At 59.6% G+C, this 25,933-nt stretch carries 19 protein-coding genes and 2 pseudogenes; 1 reads left to right on the top strand and 20 read right to left on the bottom strand.

The genetic code is table 11. The annotated features are described in order from the left end of the window. Window positions 1-682 precede the first annotated feature (682 nt). From A9K66_RS31105 to A9K66_RS08565, 9 genes and pseudogenes are all read right to left on the bottom strand, one after another. A pseudogene (locus A9K66_RS31105) lies at window positions 683-969 on the bottom strand (ATP-binding protein); the annotation flags it as partial. A gap of 63 nt (window positions 970-1,032) precedes the next feature. Next, complete coding sequence (locus tag A9K66_RS08535; RefSeq protein WP_067322245.1) at window positions 1,033-1,353, bottom strand: exopolysaccharide production repressor protein; 321 nt, start codon at window positions 1,351-1,353, stop codon at window positions 1,033-1,035. 37 nt (window positions 1,354-1,390) lie between these two features. Continuing rightward, window positions 1,391-1,708 (bottom strand): ferredoxin III, nif-specific, encoded by a 318-nt coding sequence (gene fdxB, locus A9K66_RS08540; protein ID WP_067322248.1) that lies wholly within the window; start codon window positions 1,706-1,708, stop codon window positions 1,391-1,393. Beyond that, on the bottom strand, window positions 1,705-1,908 hold the full coding sequence (locus tag A9K66_RS08545) for a CCE_0567 family metalloprotein (protein ID WP_067322251.1): 204 nt from the start codon (window positions 1,906-1,908) through the stop codon (window positions 1,705-1,707). The genes fdxB and A9K66_RS08545 overlap by 4 nt, the downstream gene beginning before the upstream one ends. A gap of 774 nt (window positions 1,909-2,682) precedes the next feature. Then, on the bottom strand, window positions 2,683-3,837 hold the full coding sequence (locus A9K66_RS08550) for a TlpA disulfide reductase family protein (protein ID WP_067322254.1): 1,155 nt from the start codon (window positions 3,835-3,837) through the stop codon (window positions 2,683-2,685). Between the two features lie 147 nt (window positions 3,838-3,984). Then, window positions 3,985-4,245 (bottom strand): hypothetical protein, encoded by a 261-nt coding sequence (locus A9K66_RS30720; protein WP_197093082.1) that lies wholly within the window; start codon window positions 4,243-4,245, stop codon window positions 3,985-3,987. Between the two features lie 333 nt (window positions 4,246-4,578). Beyond that, window positions 4,579-6,579 (bottom strand): class I tRNA ligase family protein, encoded by a 2,001-nt coding sequence (locus A9K66_RS08555; RefSeq protein ID WP_067322343.1) that lies wholly within the window; start codon window positions 6,577-6,579, stop codon window positions 4,579-4,581. 311 nt (window positions 6,580-6,890) lie between these two features. Then, complete coding sequence (locus A9K66_RS08560) at window positions 6,891-7,670, bottom strand: phytanoyl-CoA dioxygenase family protein (RefSeq protein WP_067322258.1); 780 nt, start codon at window positions 7,668-7,670, stop codon at window positions 6,891-6,893. Between the two features lie 200 nt (window positions 7,671-7,870). Continuing rightward, window positions 7,871-9,364, bottom strand: coding sequence for a SidA/IucD/PvdA family monooxygenase (locus A9K66_RS08565; protein ID WP_245307452.1), 1,494 nt, complete (start codon window positions 9,362-9,364; stop codon window positions 7,871-7,873). Window positions 9,365-10,697: 1,333 nt separating this feature from the next. On the opposite strand from A9K66_RS08565, the gene pyrE reads away from it, so the two are divergent. Continuing rightward, window positions 10,698-11,294: an orotate phosphoribosyltransferase gene (gene pyrE / locus A9K66_RS08575; protein ID WP_066993327.1), complete on the top strand. Its 597-nt coding sequence runs from the start codon at window positions 10,698-10,700 to the stop codon at window positions 11,292-11,294. A 526-nt stretch (window positions 11,295-11,820) separates the two neighbouring features. Here pyrE and A9K66_RS08585 read toward each other — a convergent pair. The 11 genes and pseudogenes from A9K66_RS08585 to A9K66_RS08635 form a co-directional block, all read right to left on the bottom strand. After that, window positions 11,821-13,025 (bottom strand): annotated as a pseudogene (locus A9K66_RS08585) (FAD-binding oxidoreductase). Between the two features lie 725 nt (window positions 13,026-13,750). Continuing rightward, entirely contained in the window at window positions 13,751-14,632 is an 882-nt protein-coding gene (locus A9K66_RS08590; protein WP_067322270.1) for a universal stress protein, read from the bottom strand. Between the two features lie 99 nt (window positions 14,633-14,731). Continuing rightward, the gene (locus A9K66_RS08595) at window positions 14,732-15,514 is read right to left on the bottom strand and encodes a response regulator transcription factor (protein WP_067322274.1); all 783 of its coding nucleotides are present in this window, start codon (window positions 15,512-15,514) and stop codon (window positions 14,732-14,734) included. Between the two features lie 24 nt (window positions 15,515-15,538). After that, window positions 15,539-16,018, bottom strand: coding sequence for a NifX-associated nitrogen fixation protein (locus A9K66_RS08600; protein WP_067322276.1), 480 nt, complete (start codon window positions 16,016-16,018; stop codon window positions 15,539-15,541). A gap of 17 nt (window positions 16,019-16,035) precedes the next feature. Beyond that, the gene (gene nifX / locus A9K66_RS08605) at window positions 16,036-16,530 is read right to left on the bottom strand and encodes a nitrogen fixation protein NifX (protein WP_067322279.1); all 495 of its coding nucleotides are present in this window, start codon (window positions 16,528-16,530) and stop codon (window positions 16,036-16,038) included. Further along, complete coding sequence (nifN, locus tag A9K66_RS08610) at window positions 16,496-17,878, bottom strand: nitrogenase iron-molybdenum cofactor biosynthesis protein NifN (RefSeq protein ID WP_067322282.1); 1,383 nt, start codon at window positions 17,876-17,878, stop codon at window positions 16,496-16,498. The genes nifX and nifN overlap by 35 nt, the downstream gene beginning before the upstream one ends. Window positions 17,879-17,887: 9 nt before the next feature. After that, window positions 17,888-19,378, bottom strand: a complete 1,491-nt coding sequence (nifE, locus tag A9K66_RS08615; protein WP_067322347.1) for a nitrogenase iron-molybdenum cofactor biosynthesis protein NifE — start codon at window positions 19,376-19,378, stop codon at window positions 17,888-17,890. 59 nt (window positions 19,379-19,437) lie between these two features. Next, window positions 19,438-20,979 carry a nitrogenase molybdenum-iron protein subunit beta gene (nifK, locus tag A9K66_RS08620; protein WP_067322284.1) on the bottom strand — a complete coding sequence of 514 codons (1,542 nt, stop codon included), beginning with the start codon at window positions 20,977-20,979 and terminating at the stop codon, window positions 19,438-19,440. 127 nt (window positions 20,980-21,106) lie between these two features. After that, a complete protein-coding gene (gene nifD / locus A9K66_RS08625) occupies window positions 21,107-22,612 on the bottom strand; it encodes a nitrogenase molybdenum-iron protein alpha chain (protein ID WP_067322287.1) in 1,506 nt (501 codons plus the stop codon). Window positions 22,613-22,714: 102 nt separating this feature from the next. Beyond that, a complete protein-coding gene (nifH, locus tag A9K66_RS08630) occupies window positions 22,715-23,608 on the bottom strand; it encodes a nitrogenase iron protein (RefSeq protein ID WP_066993528.1) in 894 nt (297 codons plus the stop codon). Window positions 23,609-24,620: 1,012 nt separating this feature from the next. Continuing rightward, window positions 24,621-25,933, bottom strand: a 1,313-nt coding sequence (locus tag A9K66_RS08635) for a thioesterase domain-containing protein (RefSeq protein ID WP_245307454.1), incomplete at its 5' end; no start/stop codon positions are given.

Consider the following 25,933-nt stretch of genomic DNA (forward strand, 5'->3'; position numbering starts at 1 on the left):
TGGCGAACTGGTGGTGACCAGGTTTTAGCCCCGAACTGTTCGCCGGCTGACGGACAGGGCGGATGTCGCTTTTTAAAGAGGGACTGTCTGTACCTTCAACTCAAGAGGGAGGGTGCGGCCACGAGGGAGGGTGCGGCCACGAGAGATGGCGCGGCGAATGCGGTCGGGCAGTTGATCGCGATCGCCACAATCGGCATGGACGCGCCGTGGGCCAATCAGTACTCCGGCGATCTCGCGATGTGACGCCCAGCAAGTAAGCCGCGAGCGCACGAAGAACGAAGGTTACACGCGTTTTCCGGCTTGGCCCAGACTTAGAGGATTGAGGCACTCGAGCGCACCTCAGGCGGTGCTTCGGAAACATCGCGGGTCAGGTCGCCTCGGCAAGGAGGTAAATAGGGTGAAAGATATCCTCGCCTGAGATGGCGAGCGGGCGACAGCAGGGCCGTCGCACGACATGGCAATGCCGAGAGCTCGAACGGCGGTACGGCGATGTCGCCGAGGATGCGGACAGCTGTTTCGGGACGCACCGTAGCAGAGACCTGCCAATCGGCGCCGAACTTTGACCCTGATCGGCGTCGACTTATAGCCCCCGCTTGCATAAGCGCGACGAGGAGCGCTCGCCGGGCGGAGCTGGTCGGGTTGCGCAGCCCGGCGAGCGCGGATTGTTTGGGCGGTGGGCGCGTCAGGCGCGGTTTGTCAGGCGACCAGGGTTCGTTTCCGGCTCTATGATCTCGCAGGATGGGTGAGGCGGTCGAGCAGCGCCGTGTCATCTTTGCGTCGCTGGCAAAGAACTCGGTCATTCGCTGAATGCCAGGTCGGTGGTGACGATGATGGATGTGCGTTCGTACCGATGAAATGGAAGAGAAACTGCCCGCCGCTGCGGGCGAAGGTGACATAGTCGAATCGTCGAGGACGACGACGGTGGGCGAGGTAGTCAGCGATGCGTGCCTACTTGCCGTTTCGGTGCTCCTGACCTCGATAATCAACTTGAAACAAAGTGACGAATCGGAGCTCTGATCTTGTTACGGTGCCTCAAGGGAGGAGCAGCGATATGCCGAGCGTTTGATTGCGCTGTGGAGCATCTTGGGTTTCATTCATATGCTCATCGTCGCGCGACTGGTACCGAACCTCCTGGGACCTATCGAAAAGCTCAGCCCCTTGCCGGGCTTTGCCAGCGCAGCTGGATCGCCAAATCAGAAAGAGCACACTTGCGAAATAGCCCAGCTGAAGAAGTAGCGAACAGCCCAGCGTCGTGATCACTGCTAGACGGATCGAATGCGAGGCGAAGTAAACCGTCACAGCGTTGCCGCACAGGACCAGCCCAGCGAGCCGACAAAAGGTGATGAAGCGCAATGCCGTTCTCCTGATTTCGTCTCGTCAATCATGCAGCTCATGCTGCGATCTGGTCGGCCGCGACATGGGTCTGGCAGTTCTTTGGGCAGACGCGGCCGCAGGCTCCGCAGCCAATGCAGCGGCCGGCATGGTCGACAACCATGACCATGCGATTGAGCTCACCATCGAAATCGTCGTCACTGCCGTCGCAGGCGCCGAGGATTTCACCCGCGTCATCGACGCCGTAAAGATGCATGACCTCTCGCGAGCAGACCTTGAAACAGCGGCCGCAGCCAATACAGATCTTGCCATCTGTAGCTGTCAGGTATTGCGGCACCCAGAAGGAGCCGTCGCGGCTGATGAATGTGCTCCTCATCGCAAAGTCTTCATTTTGGCGAGCTCTCTCCTGGCACCATCCAGCTTGGCGTAAACGGCGTGCTTTTTCTCGGCGACATCCTCTATCTCAATCCATTTGACCGGGAGATCCTCGGCAAGGTCGCGCAAATTCGTCTTGGCGATTGTCGCGCGCAGTTGAAGCTTTCGGACTTTTTTCGCCATCTCATCCAGGTTTGACATGATCCTTCCTCGAAAACCGGTTTCTTCGCGCCCGCGCCACGTCCCGTTAGGCAATAGCTGCAGTCGCATCGCCGACCAGTTTCGCCCCGGTATCCAGGAGTTTCCGGAGAGTCTCGATAGACGCCTCGACAGACCGGCGAACTGCCCGACCGTGAAAGTACGCGCCCGGAGCACCGGTCGGTTTCATTTCGTCTGAGCTCTCCTCGATCCCGAGCTCCACTACGGTCTAAAACATGTGAGCCGCCCAGCGCGTCCGGATCCGGATCGCCAATGATCGGATATTCCGCTGCAGTTCCTTGGTGATGATAAAATTGGCCAGCAGCCCGGTGTCCGATTTCTTTGGCATGAGCCATGGAAGGCGAGCGCGGATTAACCGCGGGAGGCGGACGGGCGGGCGAGAGCCTCGCCGTCCTTGTGACGGCAAGGCCATGCGCCGCGTGCGACATTTGGTTTCCTCGATTTCAGTGCTCGATTTCTGCTTTCGGGTACGCCGACTCCGGGCCCGGTTGCGCAGCCGACGTCCGACCTGGCCGGGCCGATCCCACGTCGATGCCTTTCCTCGGGCTGACCACGTCCCGGGTCGTGACGTCTTCCGATAGGCCAAATTCGCCTCGAACATCTCTTCCGCACCGACCCGGTGAGAGGCACTAAGGTTCGAGCCTTGATCTCGAGCAAACGATCCACCCCTGTGCTTCCTGGACATACTTGCTGCGGGCGCGCTGCAGAAACTGGCGGATTGACCAGGGTCTTTTTCACTTGTCGTCTCTTCGCTCATCAGGCGACTGCGCTTTGATTTTCAGGAGCCTTGTTTTGCGGAACCACGCAAAGATCCCCGGAGCATGCGTTCTCACCCGTGTAGTTGGCCAGGGCTTGGAGCAATGGGGTAAGGTAGTATTGTTTGATATGGTCCGGCATCGTCCCTGGATTCCCCAGAGATTTCAGCGCCACCTCGATCAACTCGATCGCGCGACCCTTGTTGCCGCTCTCGTAATAATACTGAGCGACCGGGACGTACCACCGGAATTTAAGAGGCCCCTCGCCGTGCGGGGGATTCAGTGTCAGTATCTGTTCCGAGAGCTCGTCGCCCATCGCGAAGCGTTCAGCACGGGGGATATGTGAGTTGTCAATCGCGGGATCGAAGAGTTGGTTCAGGGCCATGACCATCCAAGAGACGGCCTCGAATTTTTTGTCGATGGCGTCCTCGACCAACTGGCGCATGACTGGCAAGCCGGTCTGCATGTCGCGCAGCTTATGAAGCAGTAGATTCGTGTGCGTTTCCCGGAACCCGATATAATCGGGCACTAAGGCGAGGCCTTCTTCGATGGCCGAGACTGCCGCCGTCCAATCCTCGGCCTGCATCGCCGGGTGAAGCTTGGCGTAAATCGGTCGGGTCAGCGCTAGCTCGCGTGCCGTGGATTGGTTAGTAGCGATCCGCCTTGCATCGGCGCGTTGAGCTTCATCGCTGTTGCGCCAACTGCCGTTGAGAACCTTTGGCAAAACGTCATCGAGTTCCGCCGGATGTCCTATGAAAGCGATGAGGCCGTCGCGGTCGACCAAGAACGAGGCGGGAATCCCGAGAGATGAACTGGGTTCCATCCACAGTCTATTCATTTCGCCTGTGTAATCGAACGCGATACGATAATTCAGATTCGGGAACCTCTCTGTCAGCCAAGCATCCAAGCTAGTCCGCGTCTCCTCCGCGGTCGGGCCCTGTTCCCTAGCTGCGACTCCGATGACCTCAAATCCGCTGTCTTGATACTTCTCCTGCAACTGCGTCAGATGGGGCATCACCGCCACACAGGGTCCGCACCAAGTCGCCCAAAATTCTAGGAGGTACACCTTGCCGGGGTGAAAGTTGGCGAGGGGCTCGCCACGCAGCCAGTCGTCCACTTTGATCGGAGGAGCCGGGGACTCCTTACGCAACACCATGTTGTTCTCCAAAGCTCTATTCTCACACCGTTCGGGCGTTTCTGACGAGCCGGTTCTCCTCTCAGAAATGGAAGAAACCGGTTCGGTGACCAGCACTCGTCTTGCGCGTTCGCATGCGGCTAGTCCTCACTCCATTGTTGCCGCATCTCAACCAGCAAAGGTCGTGCCAGCCCGCTTAGCGAGCGGTAAGTGTGTGGTTAGCTCCGAAAACCTTTGGGCGTCGAAGGCGGTCGATTGTTTTGAACCCGACATGTTTCCTGCCGCTGTCTGGTTTTCGACACGCATCACTGATGCTTCGCGCTTGAGAACCGAAGACAGCTTGGCTGTCTCGCCTGCGGCAATGTTTGGCGTCGGCCCGTCTAACAGCATCATTTCGGGGCCGGTCGAAAGTGCGCGGGCGATCTCCACGACCGGCTCCCGCCTGCAGCGACTGCGTCCTGGCCTGCTGATGGCTGAGCCTTCCTTCTTGGGGCCGGGTCGGTGAGGCGGTGAGGCCCAGCGCGTCGACTGCGAGCCGCCGCCGTTACGCTTATGATGTTTCGCTAGACGGCGGATCCCGAATTCACCAGCCGATATTTCGTGAAAGAGCTTTGGAAGCATTGCAGGTTTCCTGCGTAGACCACCCGCTGCTGCGGGCATTCGCGACCGCTTCGCTGAATCGGAGGGTCCAGGTGGGCCAGTCTGGTCTCTATTGTCTGATGGCGGCCCGTAGAGATATCGGTTTATGCCGCGCAGATCTCGTCAAGATTCGGATGGCTCAAAGGCCTTTGGATTGTCGGATCTAGCGTAGAACCCCAGTACCGGTCCGATATCAAAGATCGTCCCTGGCGGAAGGCGCCGGACGGACGCAGGCCATTTTTCGGTTGAGACGCCGATGCCTCCCGCAAGCATGCTGGCAAATCGGGGCATCAGCGGTGCGAGTGTCTGCGCCAGGATCGCAGCGGCTGTAGCCTGAAGCGCGAGCGAAGTCCGGGTGCGGGCGGGATAGAGACGTCGCGCCGCTGCATAGTCTTGCGCCTGACGGTAGATCAGGCAATCGCGCACGAAATCGCAGGCCTGCGCGGCCGCGCGCCGGACCGAGAAGCCGTCATCCGAATAGGCGCGTTCCATCGCCGCGCGATGGATCTCTATCCGAGCAAAGAAAGCGCGATCGGCGGGACCCCAGTCGCCTGCGTCGGGCACGCAGCCGCCAAAGTCCTGCTTGATTTCCCGGTGAAGCGCATCAAGCCATTTCAGCCAGGTCCCTTGGAACACCTCGTTCTCGGTGCGGCCTAACGCGTTTAGCGTAAAGTTTGTCCGCTCACCTTCCGGGCGTGTCAGGCCCAAATGAAGACGCACGGCGTCGACTCTCTTTGAGCCCAGAACCTCCTTGCCCCAGACCGCATGGCCGCGGCTGGTCGAGAACTTCTGGCCGTCGAGCAGATAGAACTCGTTCACATGATACCGGATACGCGGTGTCCAGTGGGAGAACACCTCAGCGTAAAGCGCGGGATAAAGTAGCGCGTGGTAGAAGGAATTGTCGAAGCCGAAGAAATGGACAATCTGCCAGTCATTGCTGGGCATCGCCGCATTCCAGTCGCGCCCCAGCAAGCGAGCTAGCGCCTGGATGTTGTAAAGGAATCCGAAAGCCATCTCCGGCCAAACCCAGATCACCTGCCCCGGGAGCCCTTCGGCCGGCAGGCCCCAGTCCGAGGGGTGGGTGATGGGCACGGAAAAGTCGCCGCGTTGGCGTACACGCGCGAAGAGGTCCATGATCCGAGCGGGGGCGCCCGACGCCCTTAGATGCCGGTCGATCTCGTGGTAGCATCGATCCAGCGCAAGTTCGGGACGGCGCACGGAGCCGACCACCGGCGCCTCGGCCGAGTGCCGCGACCGGACTGCACCTAGGTCGTGGCATGAGTTCGGCGCTCCGCATTCCTCGCAGATGTTTCCACCCGCAGAGCCGCCGCAATCGGGGCAGAGGCCGCTTACATCCGGTTCATAAAGGTAGTCGCCTGTCACTGCATCAAATAGCGCAGGGCTCTGGCGCAGATCTACCGCCGTGCTGCTCAGAAGAGTGCGGAAACACGTGGCTTGAAACTCTGCGTAAGCGTCATCCCCCAACGTGGGCAGGAAGCTGTGGACCTCACAGTCGAGAAGCGCAAGCGTGGCTCTGATCTCGTCGGCGTAGTGGCGCGCCACCTTTGCGGGCGTCGATTGATCGGCATCGGCACGCGTGGCGACGTAGCTCTGGTGATCGTCGCTCCCAGTCAGGTGGTAGGCTTCGGCCCCATTCATGCGCAGGAAACGCGTGTAGACATCGGCGCCAAAATACGGGCCTGAAAGATGCCCCAGATGCAGATCGCCATTTGGCGTCGGCGGCGTGGAGAAGACGAAGACCGGCCTGCGGGGAGTCGCGACCTGTGTAGCAGCTTCGAGGGCGGCCTTGCCGTCGCGCCAGTAGACATCGACGAAATCTAAGTCTTCGTCCCCATCGTTGCACAGCACATGCGCTTCAAAGGGGTGGAACAGAACGACGTCGCCGGCCGCGACCGGGATTTCCCCAAGGTCGGTCCTGACCTTGCCCACCCCAGACAGGACTACGAAGGCCTCGATTTCGTCGTGCCGATGAGGCTCGGTTGTGACCCCCGGTGCCACCTTGCCGAATGAAAACCCGGTGCCCGCGCTTCCCGTTCCAAGCGTGGCCATGTCGATACCGAACGCACGCGACAGCTCCGTTCGAGAAAACCTGTATTTGCGCATGACGAAGCTCAGCCGTTGAAGCAGTGGTATCTTCGGCTGCGAACGCAACAGCCTCTGCTGCAAGTTGCGAAGAGAGGCGGCAGCCCGGACCGGTTGGCGGCCCCGCGAGAACAATCCGGCTCTAGCCCACAGGCGGGCGAAGACTGCGCGCCAGTAGGAATTTGGCGTGAGAGAAGACCGCCGGTGACTACTTCCATACGACGTGCAGAAGCGTCGTAACTGGACTGCGGCGATACTCCAGCAGCCCACAAATCAGAACGCCATGCTCCCCGCATTTTTAGCGGTCGATCAGTTTCGTGTGCATGCCTCGCTCAGTCGCGATAGAAAATGCCGTTTGGCGGCTTGAGATTGTCTAGATCGGCCACTTTGCCCTCGGGCGGATTAAGAGCGCGCTTAAGCACGTTGTATTCAGCGCGGGTCGGTCCGCCGGTCGAAGCACGCTGGAACACCAAGTAGAGCGTTCGCCGCGAACGATTGCTTTTATTCGGCTGCGAGTAATGCGGTGCGTAATCGTCGAAGATGAAGATGTCGCCAGCCCTCCATACTACCGGCTCCCAGGAGAATTTCTCGGCGACCTCAGGATCAATCACCCCACCGGCATCCATGGAAAATACTCCCTTCTTGTGGTTGCCGGGGCTAAAGAAAAGGCCGCCGTTGTCCGGGTCGGAGTCGTCAATGCCTATGGCGACGACCGCATGGACCATCCGGTCGGGGAGCCTGTGTGGAATGTGATAAATGTCCTGATGCGGGCGATAGCCGCCGCTGTCGGGATAATGGAAAATCAGCAACTCCTTGAGCCTGCGCGAGCCTTCGTCAAGCAGCTCCTCGACCGCAGAGTTAATGCGCTGATCGGCGAGGAGTAGATCACGCAATGGATCATGGAAGTCCAGGAAATTCTCGACCTTAGAGGTGATCTTTCGATTGTCCGTCGTCTTCTCGAACCACAGCATCCATTTATCATCGCTGACGTCCCAGTCCGAAATATCATCGACAAAGCTGGAGATACGCTCCACAGCGGCGGGATCGAAGAACCTTTCGAGCCTGACATATCCGTCTTTCTGCCACTTTTCTTTTTGTGCATCATTCAACATGCGAAAAGCCTCCTGTTGGAAAGACTGGTTGGTCGAACATTCCGGTTAGCGCAATCGGGCGCTGGTCAGGTTGTGGGTCGACGTAAACAGTACTCCACGGCCTATGGGCGACGCTAAGTGGGTCTCGCTCTCCAACCTCCGCTGCAGTGAAGGCGGAATCATTCCTTGGATGCCACTGCCAATGATCCGCAGTCGCCCGGTCATATCCCGCTGCCCATTTCTTCTGCGACGGTGTCGGACCAGCACTCGACGGAGGTAGGGCTGATGAAGCCGGGATGCTCGGGGTTGGCACGCGGCGCGCCCAGAAGGCTGTCGAGGATGCGACGCGCTCGCCAAGCCAGCAGGCTTAGATTTGGATCAGCCAGCCCACGCTGTCCTAGGCTCGCGTTCTGTACGAAGATGCGGCTGTCACGCGGTCCGTCCCAGCACACCGAAAAATCTTCGCGAATAGCCAATTCGTTGTCGATCTTTTCAAGCCGGTGCGCCATCGGTTCCAAGAAGTCTGGCTCCGCGTTCTCGTAACCGGTGGCCAGGATGACGATGTCGGCCGTGACTTCTTCGACCTCCTCCATGCCGTGCTGCAGGGTGAGTCTGTGGCCCGCGCCGGCGTTGATGCAGTGCGAGACAGTGCAGCGCGGCCGCAGTGTGATTTCGCATCGGTTTGGCTCTAGAAACGCGTGACGGTATAGCGCCTGGTAGATCGCGCGCAACGTGCTTTCCGAAATGCCGTCCGAAGCAAGCACGAAGCGCCGCAGGAACAGCTTGCGCTGCGACTCGCTCATTGCCGCGAAACGGTCCGAAAAGCAGGGCATGAACAACTCGTTTGTGAACGGGCTGTTGTCGATGGGCAGGTAGTTTTCGCGCTGTGAGACCCAGGTTATCGAGACAGGCCGCCGTCCTTTTGGCAGGCCAACAAGGTGCAACAGCACCTCGGCTCCAGACTGTCCTCCGCCGACCACGCAGACATGGCTATTGTGCACCTCAGGATGAATGTGCAGCAATTCAGATGAGTGAAAAAGGTTGCGTCCAGTCCAGCCCTGAAACTGACGCGGAATATGGGCCTGCTTGCCAATGCCGACCACGACGTTTCTGGCACCGAGAACCGCGTTATCGGTGCGCACTCGAAACTCGCCGTCAAAGCGGATTTCGCGCACGGTCTCGCCGCCGCGGACAAGCGGGTTCCTGTGGAAGGCCCAGTTCAGGTATTGCTCGAACTCAGCTCTGAGCACGGCTTCGAACTGTGCATTCAGGAAGTGGTACAGACGCCCGTTCTCATGCAGGTAGTTCACAAAAGTGTAGGCTGATCGCGGGTTCACCAGCGTGACCAAATCCTTGAAGTGGCTGACCTGGAGCTCCGAGGAATCGAATGCGCTGCCTGGGTGCCAGCGGAAGTTGACTTGCCGATCCAGGAACAGTGCCCCTTGCCCCATTTGCTCGTGCATCTGGCACGCCAGGCTCAAATTCGACGGCCCAGTTCCCACTCCAATGCAAGAGAGCTCCACTTGTCTTGCTCCTTTAGGTGCTTCCCAACTAGGCGATGTTCGCGAGGAATATCGGCTCTGGCCATCGGCTTCAGTCTCCACGCGGACGATCTCGACTTCGGTGCCGCTGGATTTGCTGGATTTTGTCCCCGCTTTCGTATGGTCGGGTATGAAGCCCATGGATCCCGGCCAAGTGATGCGATCGACACTCATGTCCACGACTTGTGGGCGTGGACGGGACGACGTATCTCCGCCCGCTTCGATGATCGCGTCTCGGTCAGCGAAATGCTTTCGAGGCTTGTTCCGTGTTTCAATCGGCAAAGTCGCCCGCCTCCACAATGGTACGCCGACCTTTGACCGACTTGGGGATCGGCGAGGGCGCGGTCTCGAATGCGGCGACATTGAGCCTGCTCATAGGAGGGTATCCGCTGATGTTTTTCGGAAGATCCCCCGCATCAAACGTGCCAGAAGGAAACTTTCATGGAAGCAACGGTTAGCGGGTTTGTGATCCTGTCGGGTATCCGACAATGAGGGGGAAACCTTGCGCCGGTGGCCGATTTGCCGCGTCGCCGTCCTCTTGCCATGAGCCGCTAGCTAATCGGGCAGCTCCGCATCGGAATTTTCTCTCAGGACGGCCAGCAACCCAGGTTCACGGACTGTGGCGCGGTAAAAGGCTCTTGCCCTTCTCGCGGCCGAAATCTGAAAAGGCGCCTTCGGAAGCCGGGGTCCCAGGAGGTCTCTCCCGTCTTGCGGAAGATTGAGAAGAGATCCGGATTTTGAGACGCAGAACCCAGCTAAAGGCGGTCACACCACTATGTCGAGGCCGTGTGCCACATCCTGCAGCACCACGAGCCTGACGGTGCTCGTGTGACCAGCGAGACGCATTCGATCCGCAGCTTTGTCGAGGCTGCCCCAGGCGGGTCGGGAAGAAGATATTTTGGGAAGGCGAAGGTGTTGACGGGTTGGGCCGCGAACGCAGGAACAACCAGGCGCTGATCCAAAAAGACAAACGTTGTTTCGGCCAATCGAGGTTGGACCTGCTGATCGGTCGTCAGACGAAGCGAGCCAAATGTTGCGCCGCGGTGCTGATGAACGAAATTCTCGCCGGCTCGAACTTTACCGCCTTACGAGGAGGTTGCACGAAAAGCGCGGCCTTGCCCGATCGTCACCACAAGGGGGCCGACATGGCGGCCGAAACGCTCGCCTCACTGTGCAAACTGGTTAAGAAGCTGGCGCAACGGAGCCGAGCGAGGGGGAACTCGAGGGGACGAGGATGAAAGCGCCCAAATCCTCAAAGAGACGGCCCGCGTCGAGAAAATCCGTGCCTGGCCGAGACCGGGCAAGGGTAGCCAAGGCTACCCAGCCGTGGCGAGGCCCGTGATTACGCTTTAGGCACCCAATAACGATAATGGAAAAATCTGCGCGAAACGGTCGCACCGGTATTGACATTAATTGACACACCCCGCGAACACTTGCATAAGCCACATAGCGGTAGTGACTAGGTGCATGCCGCACCCAAATTTTCCCTAGGGGCGAGGTCTGATCTATGGCGGCACTGGCGAAATTCAGACCAGTTGATTCCGGCCAACACGACAAGGACGAACTCCGCGAGATTGTCCGTGAGCGCTCTTTTCGATTCGGACGCTACACGCTCTCGTCGGGCATAGAGAGCGACATCTATTTCAATATGAAGCCTACCATGATGGTAGCGCGAGGCGCGCAACTTGCCGCTCTTGAGTTCCTAAAAATAGCTAAGCAAGTGAAAGCAGAGTATGTCGGCGGACTTGAAATGGGAGCGGTCCCCGTAATCGGATCGATGGCGGCTGTCAGCTCGGTGATGAACAATCCCATAAACACGATCTTCGTTCGCAAGGCTCCAAAGGCCCATGGCACAAGGGATGTGATTGAAGGTCTTGGGCCTAAAGAAGATCTTCAGGGAAAAGTGGTCCTGATCGTCGACGACGTTGCCACAAGCGGCAAGTCGATATTGAAGGCGATTGAAGAGGTTCGCCGCGTCGGCGGCATTGTGGGTGACGCTGCTTGCCTCGTGGACCGTGACGAGGGAGCTACGGCCCTGCTAGCCCAACATGGCGTCACGCTGCACTCCGTACTGCATGCGAGCGAATTTGTGGAACGCCACTGACAATCTCGTACAACGTCTTTCCGGCGACCTAGCCTTGGAGGACATTCCGCCGCTTTGCAGCGAGTGCAGGCGCCTCGCGAGTAAGAGTGATTGCCCTTGCCCATCCTCCCTGCTTTTGGTGCAACATATGCTCGCTGCCGTTCACCAGCGGCTTGACGCCATTGACTACCTCTCAGAGCAACGCGCCCTAAGACTGAAGGCTTTTACCGGCTATCTGGCGGCGGTCGTTCGAATAGCTTCAGAGAGAGGCGACGCGGCACCCTGGATTGATCTAGCAACCCGGTTTAGCGCTCTTTTCGGCCCCGACGAGGTTGCCCATTAATCTCGCGCTTATCGCTTTTTCGTGGAACGAGCAGCCCTCGTCAGCAAATGCGTCATCGACGGCGAGCGGCATGCCGGCGCATATGCGAGCGTAAAAGCGCCGAGCAGCCGGTGCTGAATCTCGAACGTGACGACGCCGATTGGCGCGATGTGCGTCGGCTCGGGGCCCTCGTGCCCAAGCATGGTGCGTTCCCATTCCCCAGCATCATGCTGCAGGGCAGAGGGGGTGCTGTCCCGCCAGTGTTAGATCACATTCAAATTCCCTGAACGCCCGCCCCTCCGCGACGCGCTCATATCCGAACGCTGTGCAATCGATCGTGCGATAGCCGCCATGCACGATGAGCTCCGACAGCGCCTTGCCGACCGCGGGCGCCTGCTGCAGGCCGTGGCCGGAAAAACCGTTGGCGAAGAGGAAATTCCTGACCTGCGGATGCGGCCCGATCACCGCGTTCTGGTCGAGCGTGTTGTAGTCGTAATGGCCGGCCCACGCGCGCGTCGGCTTAATAGCTTCGAAGGCGGGAATGCGGGTGGCTACCACCGGCCAGATTACCTCTTCGAACAGCGGCCAGTCGGGCTCGAAATCGGTGGGATCGGCGGGCCCGTCGTCCTCTTCCGGCTCAGCGCCGCCGGTGATGTAGACCGAGCCTTCCAGCCTGACATAAATGCCGCTCGGATCGACCAGCAGCGGCATGTCGGCATATTTCTCGCGCCTCGAAGATGAAGACATTGCGCTTGCGCGGTTCCACCGGCAGTCCCAGTCCGGCCATTGCAGAAACCTTGCCGGCATTCGGCCCGGCGGCGTTGACGACGATGCCGGCCTCGAGCCGCTCGCCATTGTCGAGGTTGACGCTGGTGACGCGGTCGCCCTGCCGCTCGATGCCGGTCACATCAGCGGTGACGAAATCGATCTTCTTCTCCCGCAGAGCCTTGCGAAACAGCATCAGCATCGCATGCGCGTCGAACCAGCCCTCGCCGCTGCGGCCATAGGCGCCCGCGGTGATGCCCTTCGGCCGACAGCCACGGAAAGCGGCGGACGAGCGCCTCCGCATCCTCAAGGACGATGTCGGCGCCCTCGGCGATCTGCGTCTCGTGGTTGGCCTTGAGGATCGGCAGCCCATTCTCGCCGGCAAGGATGAGATAGCCGCCTTCGCGAAAGCCGATGTCGGCATCGGCCTCAAACTCTTCCGTCAGCCGCCGGAACAGCTTCAGCGTGAACTGCGACAGGCGGATGTTATCGGGAATCGAAAACTGCTGGCGGATCGAAGCGCAGGACAGCGTCGTTGCCGCATGGGCAAATTGCGGGTCACGCTCGACCAGCGCGATCGAGCCGGAAAACCCCTCGTCGCGCAGATAGTAGGCGATCGAGGAGCCGACGATGGCTCCGCCGATGATGGCGATGTCGTAGAGCATTTTTTCGCTTCTCCGGTTCTAGAGCATGATCCGAAAGCCGGTTTTCGGAAAAGTTCGTGCTCCAACTCAAACAACCGGCAGGATGATCTCGAAGCGCGTAGCGCGCTCAGCCAGACGGATCATGTCATCATGCGCTCTCAGGAGGGCCAGCACGATGCCGAGGCAGGCATGCCGGTGCCGCCGAAACCAGCTTGGCGCCATGCCTCGCCGAATTGTCAATGAGATTGGCGAGCACGATCGCCGCATTCTCGGCCGATATGCGCAGGCCGGTCTCTCCGCCGGCCTCCACGCGAAGTGCCTGGCCCGTCCTGGGCCGGCAGCAGTGACCAGCGCGGCACCAATCGACGAGCTTTCGTCACTGGCTCGACATTTTCGGCGCGCAAGGTCGAGCAGGCGGCGCAACAGCAGATTAAGTGGCTCCACGTCAGTGACGATATTTGTTCGAAAACCGCCGCCGCTTGGCCTCATCCATTGCGCTGCCTAGGTGCCGAAATCGAAGTGCCGACCCAGGATCAGTGCCCCTTGCTCAATCTCTTCGAGTATCTTCCACGCAAGGCTCAAATTGGATGGGCCAGCACCGAGACGGACGCAAAAGAACTCCACTTATCTTGCTCCTCTGTGAGAGTTTTCAACTCAGCGGGATGTTCGCAGCGACCCGCATTGGGCATTGCGAATGTCACAGGCACAGTGGAGCTTCGAACAGCATCGGTGCGGCTCCGGAACCGTCATCGAGCCAAAAACAGCGGCAACGTCGGCTTTTCAAAAATCCATCTGGTCACACCGCCAAAGAGCCGCTCACGCAGCCGACGGCTGCCATAGGCGCCCATGACTATCAGGTCGGCAGAAATGTCGATTGCGTGCTGCGCAAGCACCGTGGCCGCCGATTTGCCGGCACTTGGCAGTAGGTCAACCGACACCCGAGCACCGTGGCGAGTGAGATAGGCAGCGATGTCGGCTCCAGGCTCCGCGCCATAGCCGTTGTAGTCGGCCTTTGGATCGACCAGGGCGACACGAACCTCCTCAGCAACGCATAGGAGACCCAGCGCTTCTCGAACCGCACGGGAGGCCTCCACTCGCGAATCCCAACCAACCAGGACGCGCCGTGGCCACAGCGTCGCCTCAGCCCCCTTAGGCACTACGAGCACCGGCTTTCCCGTTCCGAACAAGCAGCCGTTGACCACAGGAGGTCCGAGATTCTCGTCGTTGAGGAGCCCTGGTCCGATGATCGTGAGGTCGGCGCAGAGCGCCCGCTGTCGTGCCACTTCACCGAGGCTGGCCGGATCGCAATAGTCGGTGTCAACGTCATAAGTGAGCGACATAGATTCCAGCAGTTTCTGGATATCGCTGGAGCGCTTTTCCAGCCTGACCGCGTCCTGTGCAAATCGATCGATTTGCCGCAACTGATTGTTCAATTTGGCACTTGCCAGTCCACGTCCCACCGGCCACTCGAGGACACCATCTCCGATCCGCCATATAAGGAGCGTCGGATGGGGTATAATCAGTACGGACAGATGAGCGCCGATTTCCGCACACAAGCCGGCAGCAGTTCTGACGTCCTGATCGGAATGGTCAGCGCCGGTCAAACAGAGTACGGTTCTAAAGGCCATTTTCCTAGTTCTTCCTGAGTATTCGTTGACGGCGTTTCAGGCCGCAAGACCGGCTCACCGCGCGAGGAAAAGGGAGTGGCACTACACCAGGGACTTGATTCAGCCGTCCAGCTTCTCGAGCGAGTAGCCGGACGACCTCACTGTACGGATGACGATATCGGTCGAGGCCATCTCCAGCGCCCTTCTGAGCCGACTGATGTGGACATCGACTGTGCGTTCACCGACATGGATATTGGCCGGCCAAGCCGCGCCGATCATCTCGTCCCGGCTGAAGACCTTGCCGGGAGTTTCGAGCAAATGCCGCAGCAAGTTGAACTCGATCGGTCCGAGATGAATGTCATGGCCATTGCCGCAAACCCGGCGGGCATCGAGATTCATCTTAACGTTCCCAAAAGAGAGCCAGCTGCCGTTTTCAACCCCGTTTGAACCCGGCTTCGGCAGCGCCAGCCTCGTCCGCAGACAATCGAGCAGCTTGGCCGGGTCGATCGGCCGCACAAAGCTCTCAACGCCTGCCTTCAACAGATCGAGGTGCTGGTTCTCGGCGCCAGGCGCGATCAGGGCAATGATGAGCAGGCCGCCGGTCCGGGGCTCCCGCTTGAGCCGGGCGCAGATTGCGGACCCGGTAAGGCTCGTAGGACCGCAGTCCAGCACCACCGCCTGGAATTCCCGACCGTCGGCCAATGCAAGCGCCTCCTTCGCGCCGCCTGCCAGCTCACTGGCGAAGCCGTCCACCTCTAGTATGTGGCTGAGGAACAGATAGAACTCCGCATCTTGCGAACAGATCAGGACGAGTGGCTTCATTGGCGCTACCCCGAGAGCCAAATTGGCCTCGACCGCGTCGGCCGCGTGGGCTGGCCCAGGCGGCTCCTCAACGTCTGACATGGTTTCTCTTGCTCGAAAATCGGTTCATGCGCGTGCCACCTCGGGATAGGCGTCGATGGCTGCAATGGCATCGTCGACCAGTTTCGTACCGGCCGCGGCGAGTTTGCAGAACGTCTCGAAGCCGAACCGGTGGACGTCGCGCAGGGTCTTGGACAGAACAACCAGCCGCCCGGCGGTGAACAGCACGCGCCCGAAGCCCTCATGGCTCATTTCGATCATTGGCGATGCCATCAGGCTGGAGCGCTCCTCGATGGCAAGGGCGACGGCAGTGTAAAACTTGTCGAGTCTCCACAGCACGTCCGGATCGGGATCGCCGATGATTGGAATCGCACGGCGCTGTTCCTTGCTGACGATGAAGTCGGCCAGCAGCTCGGCGTCCGCTTTACCCTCCCAGGACCCGTGGGAATCCTGGGCACGGATCAGTCGCACGAGGCATTTGACGAACGGGCTGGCAAGGGCCGCCTCGTCATCGTTGACAGCAGGGCTGATCGCGACTTCAAACATTTTGCTCTTTCCTCGTTTCAGTCCTCGTCCTCGAAGGAGGGTTTCTTTTCGGCGACACCAGCGTCGGCCAGCACTTTGCGCAGCCAGGGCGGAGGACATGTCCTCAGCATCATCTGCGTGCGCAACAGCACCTCTTGGATCGTTTGCGGCTGCGGCACCTTGATCGGATGGATTTTGGCAGAAACAACCTTAGCTGCCGAAGGCCCGCCGATGGCCAGACAAAACAGCAGCTGGCAGCCCTTCAGCGCCTCCACCTTTGGCGTGATGCGGTCATCGCCTTCGGTCCGATGCTCCCCACTCTCATCGGAAACGTCATCGAAGGCCACGGCTTCCACGAGATGCCACTCCTCGCGCGTCACGTCGTAGACAGCAAAGCGCTTGGCCGACCCGAAATGGGCATCGAGATTCTTCATGTCTTGCGTGGCGATGGCAACGCGCAATGCGCCTGCTCGTCGTCGAGGCATCAGGTGAATCTCGTCAGTGACGAGTGAGAGGCGACGAACGGAGCTCATCTGGCATTTCTCGTTTCCGGAATGGATCAAGCGCCTCAGGCGTCGGCGCGTGCTGATTGGCCTGGAAGATGTTGGCAACCTCGAAGATCAGGTCGCGGGTCCCCTGATAGAGGATTGTGAGCTTGTGCTGGCTGCCGAGCCGGTCGAAGATCGGGAAGCCGACGCGCATGAGCGGGATGCCAAGGCGTTGCGAAGCCTGGCGACCGTGGGAGTGAGTAACGAGGAGATCCGCGCCCGCGGCAAGAGCTTCCAAATCGCCGAGATCGCCGATCTGAACCCACTCCGCCGGTACTTTTTCCAGAATCTTCGACATATCGGTCGTGGTGACCGCCGCCGCGATTTTGGAGCCCATGCCGGCGAAGAACGTTGCGAGTTGATAGAGTTGGTCTGGTTCAGCAGCGATCGCAATTTTCTTGCCTCCGAAATGAAAATGTCCGTCGAGCAACGCATCCTGCAATTGCGCCCGGCGACGGCGCACCCGGGCCGGCACCACCGCGCCCGAAACCCACGACAGCAACGAGACGAACCGGTCGACAGCCTTCAATCCGGTCAGCGACTGCAACACCACGTAAGGCACGCCGGTCAACCCGTGCAGCATTTTCGCCGGGTGACGCATGTGCTCGCCGATGGCGATGCATTGCGCGGCCGTGCCCAGCTCCCGGATTTCCTCGACGCTGGTGCCGCCATAGGTGGTCGTTACCCAGCGGTCAGGAACCGTACCGTCGAGCGAGCGGGAGACGTCCGGCAGAATAACCGGCTTGAGCCCAAAACTTTCAACCATGTCACGCAAATGCTCGATGTCGGCGACAGTGAGGTTGCATCCGGGCAGGATCGCAATCTTCTTTGGCTGTCTGGTCCGTGCGCCCGACCGTGTAATCACTTCGATCATCGCCGCGACAGCTTTGGCCCAGCCTGCTTCGATCGCGCCGTCAAAATCCGGCGTGTTGGCCAGCACAAGTTCAGTACCGGCGAGCTCTTCCACGTGCTTCAGCTTGATGTTGGCAATATCGCTCGCGCAATCTTCGCCACGGGTCTCCACCAGCGCGGTCGTGCACACTCCTATCAGCTTTGGCTTAGTGCGGGTTTTGAGGTTGAGGATCGCCTCTTCCAGATGGTCCGCTCCGCCGAGTATGGTGGCCACCTCGTCCATCGCCGTTGTCTGCAAGGGGATCGCTTCCTTGAAATGACGCACAAAGAGCACCAGCGCGAAGCTGGTGCAGCCTTGGCTGCCGTGGAACAGGGGCATCGCACCGTCGACTCCGAGAAAAGCGAGGGCGGCACCCAGCGGCTGTGCCGACTTCAGCGGGTTGACCGCCGCTGATTTGGTATTGCGAAGGATGCGGACCATCGGATGTCCTCAACGCTCGCCGAAGCGCTGAGCCGTCGCGCCGATTAATTCATTGAAAGCGTTCACACTCGCGGTCCCGTCCTTCGTGCTCGCCAGATCGTCCTTCACGGCAGGCTGGCAATCCCACGGCGCCGGCTCACGCACCTGGCCCCAGATCGGGTTATGAATGGCGAGGTCGATCTGCCGTACAAGTTCCACCATGCCGTCATAGCCGGCATATGGATGTTGGCGTTCCTGGTTGATATCGAGCCAGGGTGTCTTCGCTTTCAGAGCGATGAATTGCGTGCGCCCGCCCGACAGCATGATGTCGGCCTTGTCTTTTGAGAGCATTGCGTAAAGATCGCGCGCTGCCATCTGCTCGAACATGTGGTTTTCGTCCTTGAGGATCCGTTTGATCCGTTCCTTGTCTTCGACGGTGGATTTCTTGACCGAGGTGCCGACGATCTCCATGCCGATCTCCATCAGTGCGTGGACGACCGACCAGGACTTCACACCGCCGGTGTTGAGCAGCACGCGCTTGCCTTGAAGCCGCCGGCGGTAGGCCTCGAGCTTCTTCCACGCAATCGCCTCCTGCTCAGCAATCAGCCTCTCTGTGCGATCGAGGATTTCCGCATCGGCGCCCTTCCTCACTAGCAGCTCAGCAAGGTTGCGAAGTGCTTCCGAAGTATCGGTTATCCCGTAGAAGGACCCCTCGAAGAACGGGATGTCCCAGCGCTCCTCCATTTTGCGGGCCAGATTGATGAGCGCGCTCGAGCACACCATCATAGCCGCCCGGGCGCGGTGCGCGGATGCAACGTCGATGTAACGCGCATCGCCCGGAATGCAGGCGCGCACCCGGATGCCGAGCCGATCAAGCAGCGGCTTCACTAGCCAAAATTCGCCGGAGAGGTTGAATTCGCCAAGGATGTTGATGTCGCAGGGCCCGGCGTCGTCTGGTTCCACCGTGCCGATGACATGATCGAGCAGCGCTTCGGCGGCGAGTTTGTTCCCGAGGTTCTTGGAGCCGGCCAAGCCCGGCGCATTGATCGGCACCACGGCCAGGCCGAATTTTTCGGCCGCGCGTTTGCACACGGCCTCGATGTCGTCGCCGATCAGCGCCGTCACGCAGGTTGAATAGACGAAGACTGCCGGTGGAGCGTATGTTTCCTTGATCTCGCGGATCGCCTTGAACAGCTTCCGCTCCCCATGCCCCAACACGACCTCGAGTTCGGTGAGGTCGGTCGTGAAGCTTGTCCGCCACAGGGTTGGCCCGGACGAAGCTGCGCCTCTGTTGTCCCAGGAATTCCCCTCGCAGGCGAGCGGCGCATGGACCAGGTGCGCAACGTCGGTGATCGGCTGCAGGACGATCTTGGCGCCGTCGAAGGCGCAGCCGCCGGCTGCCGCCCCAGGGGTCAGCGGCTTCGAGCAGCCCTCCTTGCGCGCCTTGGCATCCTTGCCGCGGTTTTTATCGCATGCGGGCTCGTCGAAAACGTCCTGGATCTTGGCACTGAGCGAGGTCATTGCGTCAATCTCCGAACTCATTGGGCGGGGCGGCCACGGCCAAAAGCCGGCACCGGCTCTTAGCGGGTGAGGTCATAGGAATAATCCGTCACGCCAGTCTCGCTCGTCTCGCGATCGAGCTTGTCGAATATCTTGTCGAGGATCGTCGTCAGCACGCGTAAACCGCCCTGGTAGCCCATGAGCGCAAAGCGATGGTGATGGTGCCGGTCGAAGATTGGAAACGTCAGCCGGATCAGCGGCGTGCCGGTATCGCGCTCCAGATACTTGCCGTAGGAATTGCCGATCAGCAGGTCCACCGGCTCTGTATAGAGCAGCGAGCGCATTGCCCAGAGATCCTTGCCCGCCCAGACCTGCGCATCCTGGCCGAAGGGCGAGGATGCAAGCAATTCCTTCATCTCGGCCTCCCAGGCCGATGTGCCGTTGGTCGCAAGGCAATGTGTCGGCTCGCCGCCGGTCTCCATGACGAAGCGGGCCATGGCGTAGACGAAGTCCGGATCCCCATAGATTGCGTACTTCTTACCGTGCAGCCATGACTGGCTGTCGGCCATCGCGTCAACCAGTCGGCCGCGCTCCATCCGGATGGTCTCGGGAATCTGCTTGCCGGAAATCGCCGAGACCTTCATCAGTAACTCGTCGGTCGCCTGGACACCTAGTGGATAGCGGAAGGACGCCGTCGCCTGCCCGACCTCGCCGCAATATTCCAGCGTCTTTCGGGTGTTGTAATGCTGCAGCGACAGCGTCGCCTCCGCGTTGAGTGCCCCTTTCACGTCTGCGATCTTTGTGCCGCCGTCATACATGCGGTATTCGCCGTCCGACGGTGTGTCGAACTGGTCGGAAGCGTCCTGAATGAAGGTATAGGTGATACCCATCAGGTCGAGGAGGCGCTTGAGTTCCCGGTTGTTTCCGACGCAGAATCCGTCGAAGCCTGGAATGATGTTGATGGTGCCATCTATTTGCGAGCGCTCGCTGCCCTTCCAGAAATGCTCCAGCACACCCTTGACCATGCCGTCATAGCCATCGACATGGCTGCCGACGAAGGCAGGCGTATGAGCGAAAGGCACGTCGAAGTCGCCCGGGACCGAGCCTTCGTTTTTGGCGTTCTCGATGAAGCTGCGCAGGTCGTCGCCAATGACTTCAGCCATGCAGGTGGTCGAGACGGCGATCATCTTGGGGTCATAGAGCTTGTAGGTATTGGCGAGCCCGTCAACCATGTTCTTTAGGCCGCCAAACACCGCCGCGTCCTCGGTCATCGAGGAGGAAACCGCTGACGACGGCTCCTTGAAATGTCGCGACAGATGCGAGCGGTAGTAGGCAACGCAGCCCTGGCTACCGTGGACGAAAGACATGGTCCGCTCGAACCCCGCAGCCGCGAATACCGCGCCGAGCGGCTGGCATGCCTTGGCGGGGTTTATGACAAGCGCCTCGCGAGCGAGGTTCTTTTCGCGGTATTCCCAAGTCTTGGTCAATTCGCGTTGATCGGCGACGATCTGATCAGGGTGCGGACATTCGAAATTCAGTTTCTTCTCGGCAAGCATGTGTTTGTATTCCGGCTCGCGGAACAGGGGGGCATGGTCGAGAACTTTTTCGGCCGATTGCGGCATGGTGGTCACCTTTCCATCTGGCCGCGCCAAGCGGCAGCACAGGGACATCAAGACGTTAAGGGCCTGCCTCGGATCGAGCGCGCCCCAAGCATTTATCGGCCTCCCTGCCTGGCAGGGAGGCCAGTCCTCATTCGGCGGCGAGCGCCGTCGGCGGCGCGTCCTTCATCTTCTTCCACGGCGCGCGGTAGAGGTCCCAGACCGGGTTGTTGATGGCGAGATCCATGTCGCGGGCGAAAATGGCGAAGCCGTCATAGCCGTGATACGGGCCGGAATAGTCCCAAGAGTGCATCTGGCGGAACGGGATGCCCATCTTCTGGACCGGGTACTTCTCCTTGATACCGGAGCCAACGAGATCAGGGCGGATGCCTTCGATGAACTTCTCCAGCTCGTAACCGGTGACGTCGTCATAGACGAGCGTGCCATTTTTCACGTAATGGCCGGTGCGCTGATAGTCGTCGTTGTGGGCGAATTCGTAGCCGGTACCAACGATCACCATGCCGAGGTCCTCGTAAGCAGTGATGACGTGGCGTGGGCGCAAGCCGCCGACATAGAGCATCACCGTCCTGCCTTCGAGGCGCGGTCGGTACTTGGCGATGACGGCATCGACCAAGGGCCGGTACTTGGCGATGACCTTTTCGGTCTTCTTCTCGATTTCCGGGCCGAAATGCTTGGCGATGTTGCGCAGGGAGGCTTCGATCTGGGAGGGGCCGAAGAAGTTATATTCCATCCAGGCGATCCCGTACTTTTCCTCCATGTGCCGGCAGATGTAGTTCATCGACCGGTAGCAGTGGATCAAATTGAGCTTGGCCTTGGGCGCGCGCTCTATCTCGGCGAGCGTGGCGTCGCCCGACCAGTTGCCGACCACCCGAAGACCAATCTCCTCGAGCAGGATTCGCGAAGCCCAGGCATCGCCGCCAATGTTGTAGTCGCCGACGACGTTGACGTCGTATGGGCCGGACTCGAACTCGACTTCTTCCTTGTCGAAGACCCAATCGCGGATCGCATCATTTGCGATGTGGTGGCCGAGCGATTGTGAAACGCCGCGGAAACCTTCGCAGCGCACCGGTACAATCGTCTTTTCGTGCTCCTTGGCCTTCTTGCGCGACACTGCCTCGATATCGTCCCCGATCAGGCCGATCGGGCATTCGGACTGCACCGAGATGCCGCCATTGAGCGGAAACAGGTCCTCGATCTCGTCGATGATCTTTTCCAGCTTCTTGTCGCCGCCGAAAACGATGTCCTTCTCCTGGAAGTCGGAGGTGAACTGCATTGTCACGAACGTGTCGATGCCGGTCGTGCCGACATAATAGTTGCGGCGTTGCGACCAGGAATATTGCCCACAGCCGACTGGCCCGTGCGAGATGTGGACCATATCCTTGACCGGACCCCACACCACGCCCTTGGAGCCGGCATAGGCGCAACCGCGAATCGTCATCACGCCCGGAATGGATTTGATGTTCGATTTGACGTCGCATTCGGAAAGGCCCTTGTCCTCCGCTGTGGCCTCGTCCTTGCTCATTGCGACACCGAGGTGCTTCTTGCGACGCTTCGCCGCCTTGTCTGGATATTGGGACAGCACGTCTTCGATAAGCTTCGCATGCAAAGCGCCGTCATTCTCATAGTCGAGGCCCATGGGACCTGCCCCTTTCAAGGTTCGGGTAACGCCTCGCCAACGAGGCCTTGTTTCGCAGAAAGGGGCGCCAGGTCATGGTCGGCGCCCCTGTGGGTAGCGGGGTTACTGAGCGACGGACAATTTCGCTTCCTTGGCCTGAAGCTCGGCAAGCATTTGCTCGTCGCTCTTCATGATGCCGAAGTCGAGCAGCATGTCCTCGAGCTCCTCCATGGTGATTGGGGTTGGGATGGTGCCCTGGCCCGAATTGAGATGGATCTTCTGGGCCAACGCGCGGTACTCCCCTGCCTGTTTGGAGTCCGGCGCATACTGGATTACCGTCATCTTCCTCAGTTCGGCGTGCTGGACGATGTTGTCGCGCGGCACGAAATGGATGAGCTTGGAATTGAGCCTGGCGGCCAGCGCTTCGGAGAGGTCGAGCTCGCGGTCGGTCTGGCGCTCGTTGCAGATCAGCCCGCCGAGCCGCACGCCGCCGGAATGGGCGTATTTCAGGATACCCTTGGCGATGTTGTTGGCGGCATAGAGCGCCATCATCTCGCCCGACATGACGATGTAGATTTCCTGGGCCTTGTTTTCGCGGATCGGCATTGCGAAGCCGCCGCACACCACGTCGCCCAGCACGTCGTAGGAGACATAGTCGACATTGTCATAGGCGCCGTTCTCCTCAAGGAAGTTGATCGAGGTGATAACGCCGCGGCCGGCGCAGCCGACACCCGGCTCAGGCCCGCCGGACTCCACGCACTTGATGTCTTTGTAGCCGATCTTGAGCACGTCCTCGAGTTCGAGGTCCTCCACAGAACCTTCCTCGGCGGCGAGATGCAGAACCGTGTCCTGCGCCTTTGCGTTCAGGATCAGGCGGGTAGAGTCGGCTTTGGGGTCGCAGCCGACGATGAGGATCTTCTGTCCGAGGTCGACCAGGGCAGCGAGCGTATTTTGAGAGGTGGTGGACTTGCCGATGCCTCCCTTTCCGTAGAATGCGATCTGACGCAGACCTGACATGTTGCTTCCTTCCTTCTTTCCATCCATAGCGGCTACCCGCGACTTGAAGTCCGGTCGGCAGAACCCGGCGCCTCGCACAGATCGTCTCAAAACTCGTGCCAATTTGTCCGGCTGGATCGAAGAAGAAATTTTATGATTGCTTTTCAGCTATTTAACATTTGGCGAAAATATTAAATTGGCTAAATAAACTTATGTCGCAGGCCCGACAAAGGCGACAGGAGCTGTCGATGGCGTTACTCGCGACCGCTATGGAACCGTAAGGGAGGAAGGCAACCACCCCATCTGCCAAGCCACCGGGCAGGCGTTTTCTTAGGCGACGCGCCAATTGCAAAGTCCAGCGCCGTCGCGTCGGCCAGCCCCAACCGACTTTTGGCAGGATCTTTGTCCAAAAGGCCGGCATGCGTTCACCTGTCATACCGAATCGGCTCGGCTACGACATAAAGACACGCTAACGCCTGCTGCCGATCCGATCGGACATCTGGCAGTCGCGTGGCGATAAAAGCCTTATCGCCTTCCCAGCGAGTTTGCTGGAGCACCTTCTGTATCGGGATAGATTAGTCAAACCTAGCACCAGAATATAAGATGGTTTTGCGGTGTCGTTGTCGCCGAGCATTCGCTACAACTTCGCAACAGCTACATGCAAACGGATCCGTTGCGCGGTGCCCAATTCATACTGACCAAGACCTTGATGCAGACGTTCCGTTCCGCTGGCGTCTCTCCTGCTCTCAATTGCCATGTTCGGTAGTGACCAGCCTTTGCTCGGTTTCTGCCACGGCCAGTCGAAGGCTAAGCCAGGCGCTTGGTGCCCGTAAGATAGAAAGCGAGTCTTTCTAACCAAATTGGATTGTCATTGGGCAAAGGCCCTGCCCAGCGCCGAAATAGCAGCGGGCGTTCACGAAGCATGGCTGCGGGCTGCCACGGCCTGACTTGAAGGCGCCCATCCGACCCAGCTTTCTTTGAGGCGGTTCGGGGGAGAGTTTTGGGCCAGGACCGACGTGTTGTGGGGTCGCGACTAGTCCGGCGCTGACTGCAAACAGAGTCCGTTCGGTGATTTGCCGAAGGCCTTTGAAATGGCTTGAGCCAAAACTTTGCAGTTTCCCGGGTTCCCCACCATGCTCTCGTGACTGCCTGGAACCGGCACGGTATGAATGGCCGACGCATCCAAAACCCGGTCCCATCCCCGCATGGGCGAAGTTGCGTGTTGGTCTGTGGAGTTCTTGGCGCGTTCCCTTCGGGGAAGGTTAGTTTCAGTGGCATAAAACTGATGTATCGTTACCGGCAAGGATGGAGGTTCATACCCCTGCAGCGCTACATGAAACCGAGCAATTTTTTTATAAATCACCGCATCGTTTTGCAGATCACGATTTAACGGGATCGCTCCGATTTGCTGCGCTTTCTCGAGCAGCTGGGCGATCGAGCTTTGTTCAGCGAAACGTTCGAGCTCTGCAAAGCGCTCGTCGTCCAAGCATTCGAGGCTTTCCAGAACCAGTTCGTTGGCGATTTGGTTGGATGACATGGTCGAGCCATTTGCAGGTAGCGCAACATCGATGAAGGCCATGAACGAGACAGCTTCGCCTAACCTCAACAGGTGCCACGCAATTGCGTAGGCCAATATTCCGCCTGAAGAATACGCTGCGAGGCGATACGGCCCCGTCGGCTGGATTTCTTTCATCACCCCGATCGCCTGCGAGGCCATTTCTTCAAGAGTCGGGGAACACAATTCATTGAAATCCGGCCATGGTACCGCATAGACGGGACAGTCTATGTCCATTTCGCTTGCCAGCTTGACGGCGTAGGAACAATCGCCCATCCCTGTCGGAAGAAAAAAGAGCGGCGGTTGCGATCCCGTCGCACGAACGGGAATCACTCCTGGATTGCTCGGCTGTGGTCCCAAATTGAGCTTCAATGCCAGATCCTTCAGAATGGGTGTCCGGAACAGATCGCTGGCGCTGAATTGCAGCCCAAGATTTGAGGCTCCACTCAGCAGCTGCACCGCCAGCAGCGAATGGCCGCCGAGCTCGAAGAAGTGGTCGTGGCGGCCGACCCGATCGAGCCCCAGAAGCTCGGCCCAGATCGCGGCCAGCGCCGTCTCGACCTCGCCCTGCGGCGCTGCATAGGCATTGCGCGCATAGGCATCGTCCTGCGGCGCAGGCAGCGCCTTGCGGTCGAGCTTGCCGTTCGGCGTCAGCGGCAGCCCGTCCAGGCGCACGAAGGCCGACGGCACCATGTAGTCGGGCAGCCGCGCGCCAAGATGCCCGCGCAACGCAGAGGCAAGCGCGCCCGCCTCTTTGTCCCCGGCTCCGGCCTTATCCGGCGCTCCCGCTT

Origin of the sequence: Mesorhizobium sp. AA23 (genome assembly GCF_001672435.1) — a bacterium.
Taxonomy (GTDB): domain Bacteria; phylum Pseudomonadota; class Alphaproteobacteria; order Rhizobiales; family Rhizobiaceae; genus Mesorhizobium.

Excerpts from the sequence above, each read along its gene's own strand:
- fdxB (WP_067322248.1), bottom strand. The coding sequence starts at position 1,708 with ATGAGGAGCACATTCATCAGCCGCGACGGCTCCTTCTGGGTGCCGCAA.
- A9K66_RS08545 (WP_067322251.1), bottom strand. The coding sequence starts at position 1,908 with ATGTCAAACCTGGATGAGATGGCGAAAAAAGTCCGAAAGCTTCAACTG.
- A9K66_RS08550 (WP_067322254.1), bottom strand. The coding sequence starts at position 3,837 with ATGGTGTTGCGTAAGGAGTCCCCGGCTCCTCCGATCAAAGTGGACGAC.
- A9K66_RS08555 (WP_067322343.1), bottom strand. The coding sequence starts at position 6,579 with ATGCGCAAATACAGGTTTTCTCGAACGGAGCTGTCGCGTGCGTTCGGT.
- A9K66_RS08560 (WP_067322258.1), bottom strand. The coding sequence starts at position 7,670 with ATGTTGAATGATGCACAAAAAGAAAAGTGGCAGAAAGACGGATATGTC.
- A9K66_RS08565 (WP_245307452.1), bottom strand. The coding sequence starts at position 9,364 with ATGAGTGTCGATCGCATCACTTGGCCGGGATCCATGGGCTTCATACCC.
- pyrE (WP_066993327.1), top strand. The coding sequence starts at position 10,698 with ATGGCGGCACTGGCGAAATTCAGACCAGTTGATTCCGGCCAACACGAC.
- A9K66_RS08590 (WP_067322270.1), bottom strand. The coding sequence starts at position 14,632 with ATGGCCTTTAGAACCGTACTCTGTTTGACCGGCGCTGACCATTCCGAT.
- A9K66_RS08595 (WP_067322274.1), bottom strand. The coding sequence starts at position 15,514 with ATGTCAGACGTTGAGGAGCCGCCTGGGCCAGCCCACGCGGCCGACGCG.
- A9K66_RS08600 (WP_067322276.1), bottom strand. The coding sequence starts at position 16,018 with ATGTTTGAAGTCGCGATCAGCCCTGCTGTCAACGATGACGAGGCGGCC.
- nifX (WP_067322279.1), bottom strand. The coding sequence starts at position 16,530 with ATGAGCTCCGTTCGTCGCCTCTCACTCGTCACTGACGAGATTCACCTG.
- nifN (WP_067322282.1), bottom strand. The coding sequence starts at position 17,878 with ATGGTCCGCATCCTTCGCAATACCAAATCAGCGGCGGTCAACCCGCTG.
- nifE (WP_067322347.1), bottom strand. The coding sequence starts at position 19,378 with ATGACCTCGCTCAGTGCCAAGATCCAGGACGTTTTCGACGAGCCCGCA.
- nifK (WP_067322284.1), bottom strand. The coding sequence starts at position 20,979 with ATGCCGCAATCGGCCGAAAAAGTTCTCGACCATGCCCCCCTGTTCCGC.
- nifD (WP_067322287.1), bottom strand. The coding sequence starts at position 22,612 with ATGGGCCTCGACTATGAGAATGACGGCGCTTTGCATGCGAAGCTTATC.
- nifH (WP_066993528.1), bottom strand. The coding sequence starts at position 23,608 with ATGTCAGGTCTGCGTCAGATCGCATTCTACGGAAAGGGAGGCATCGGC.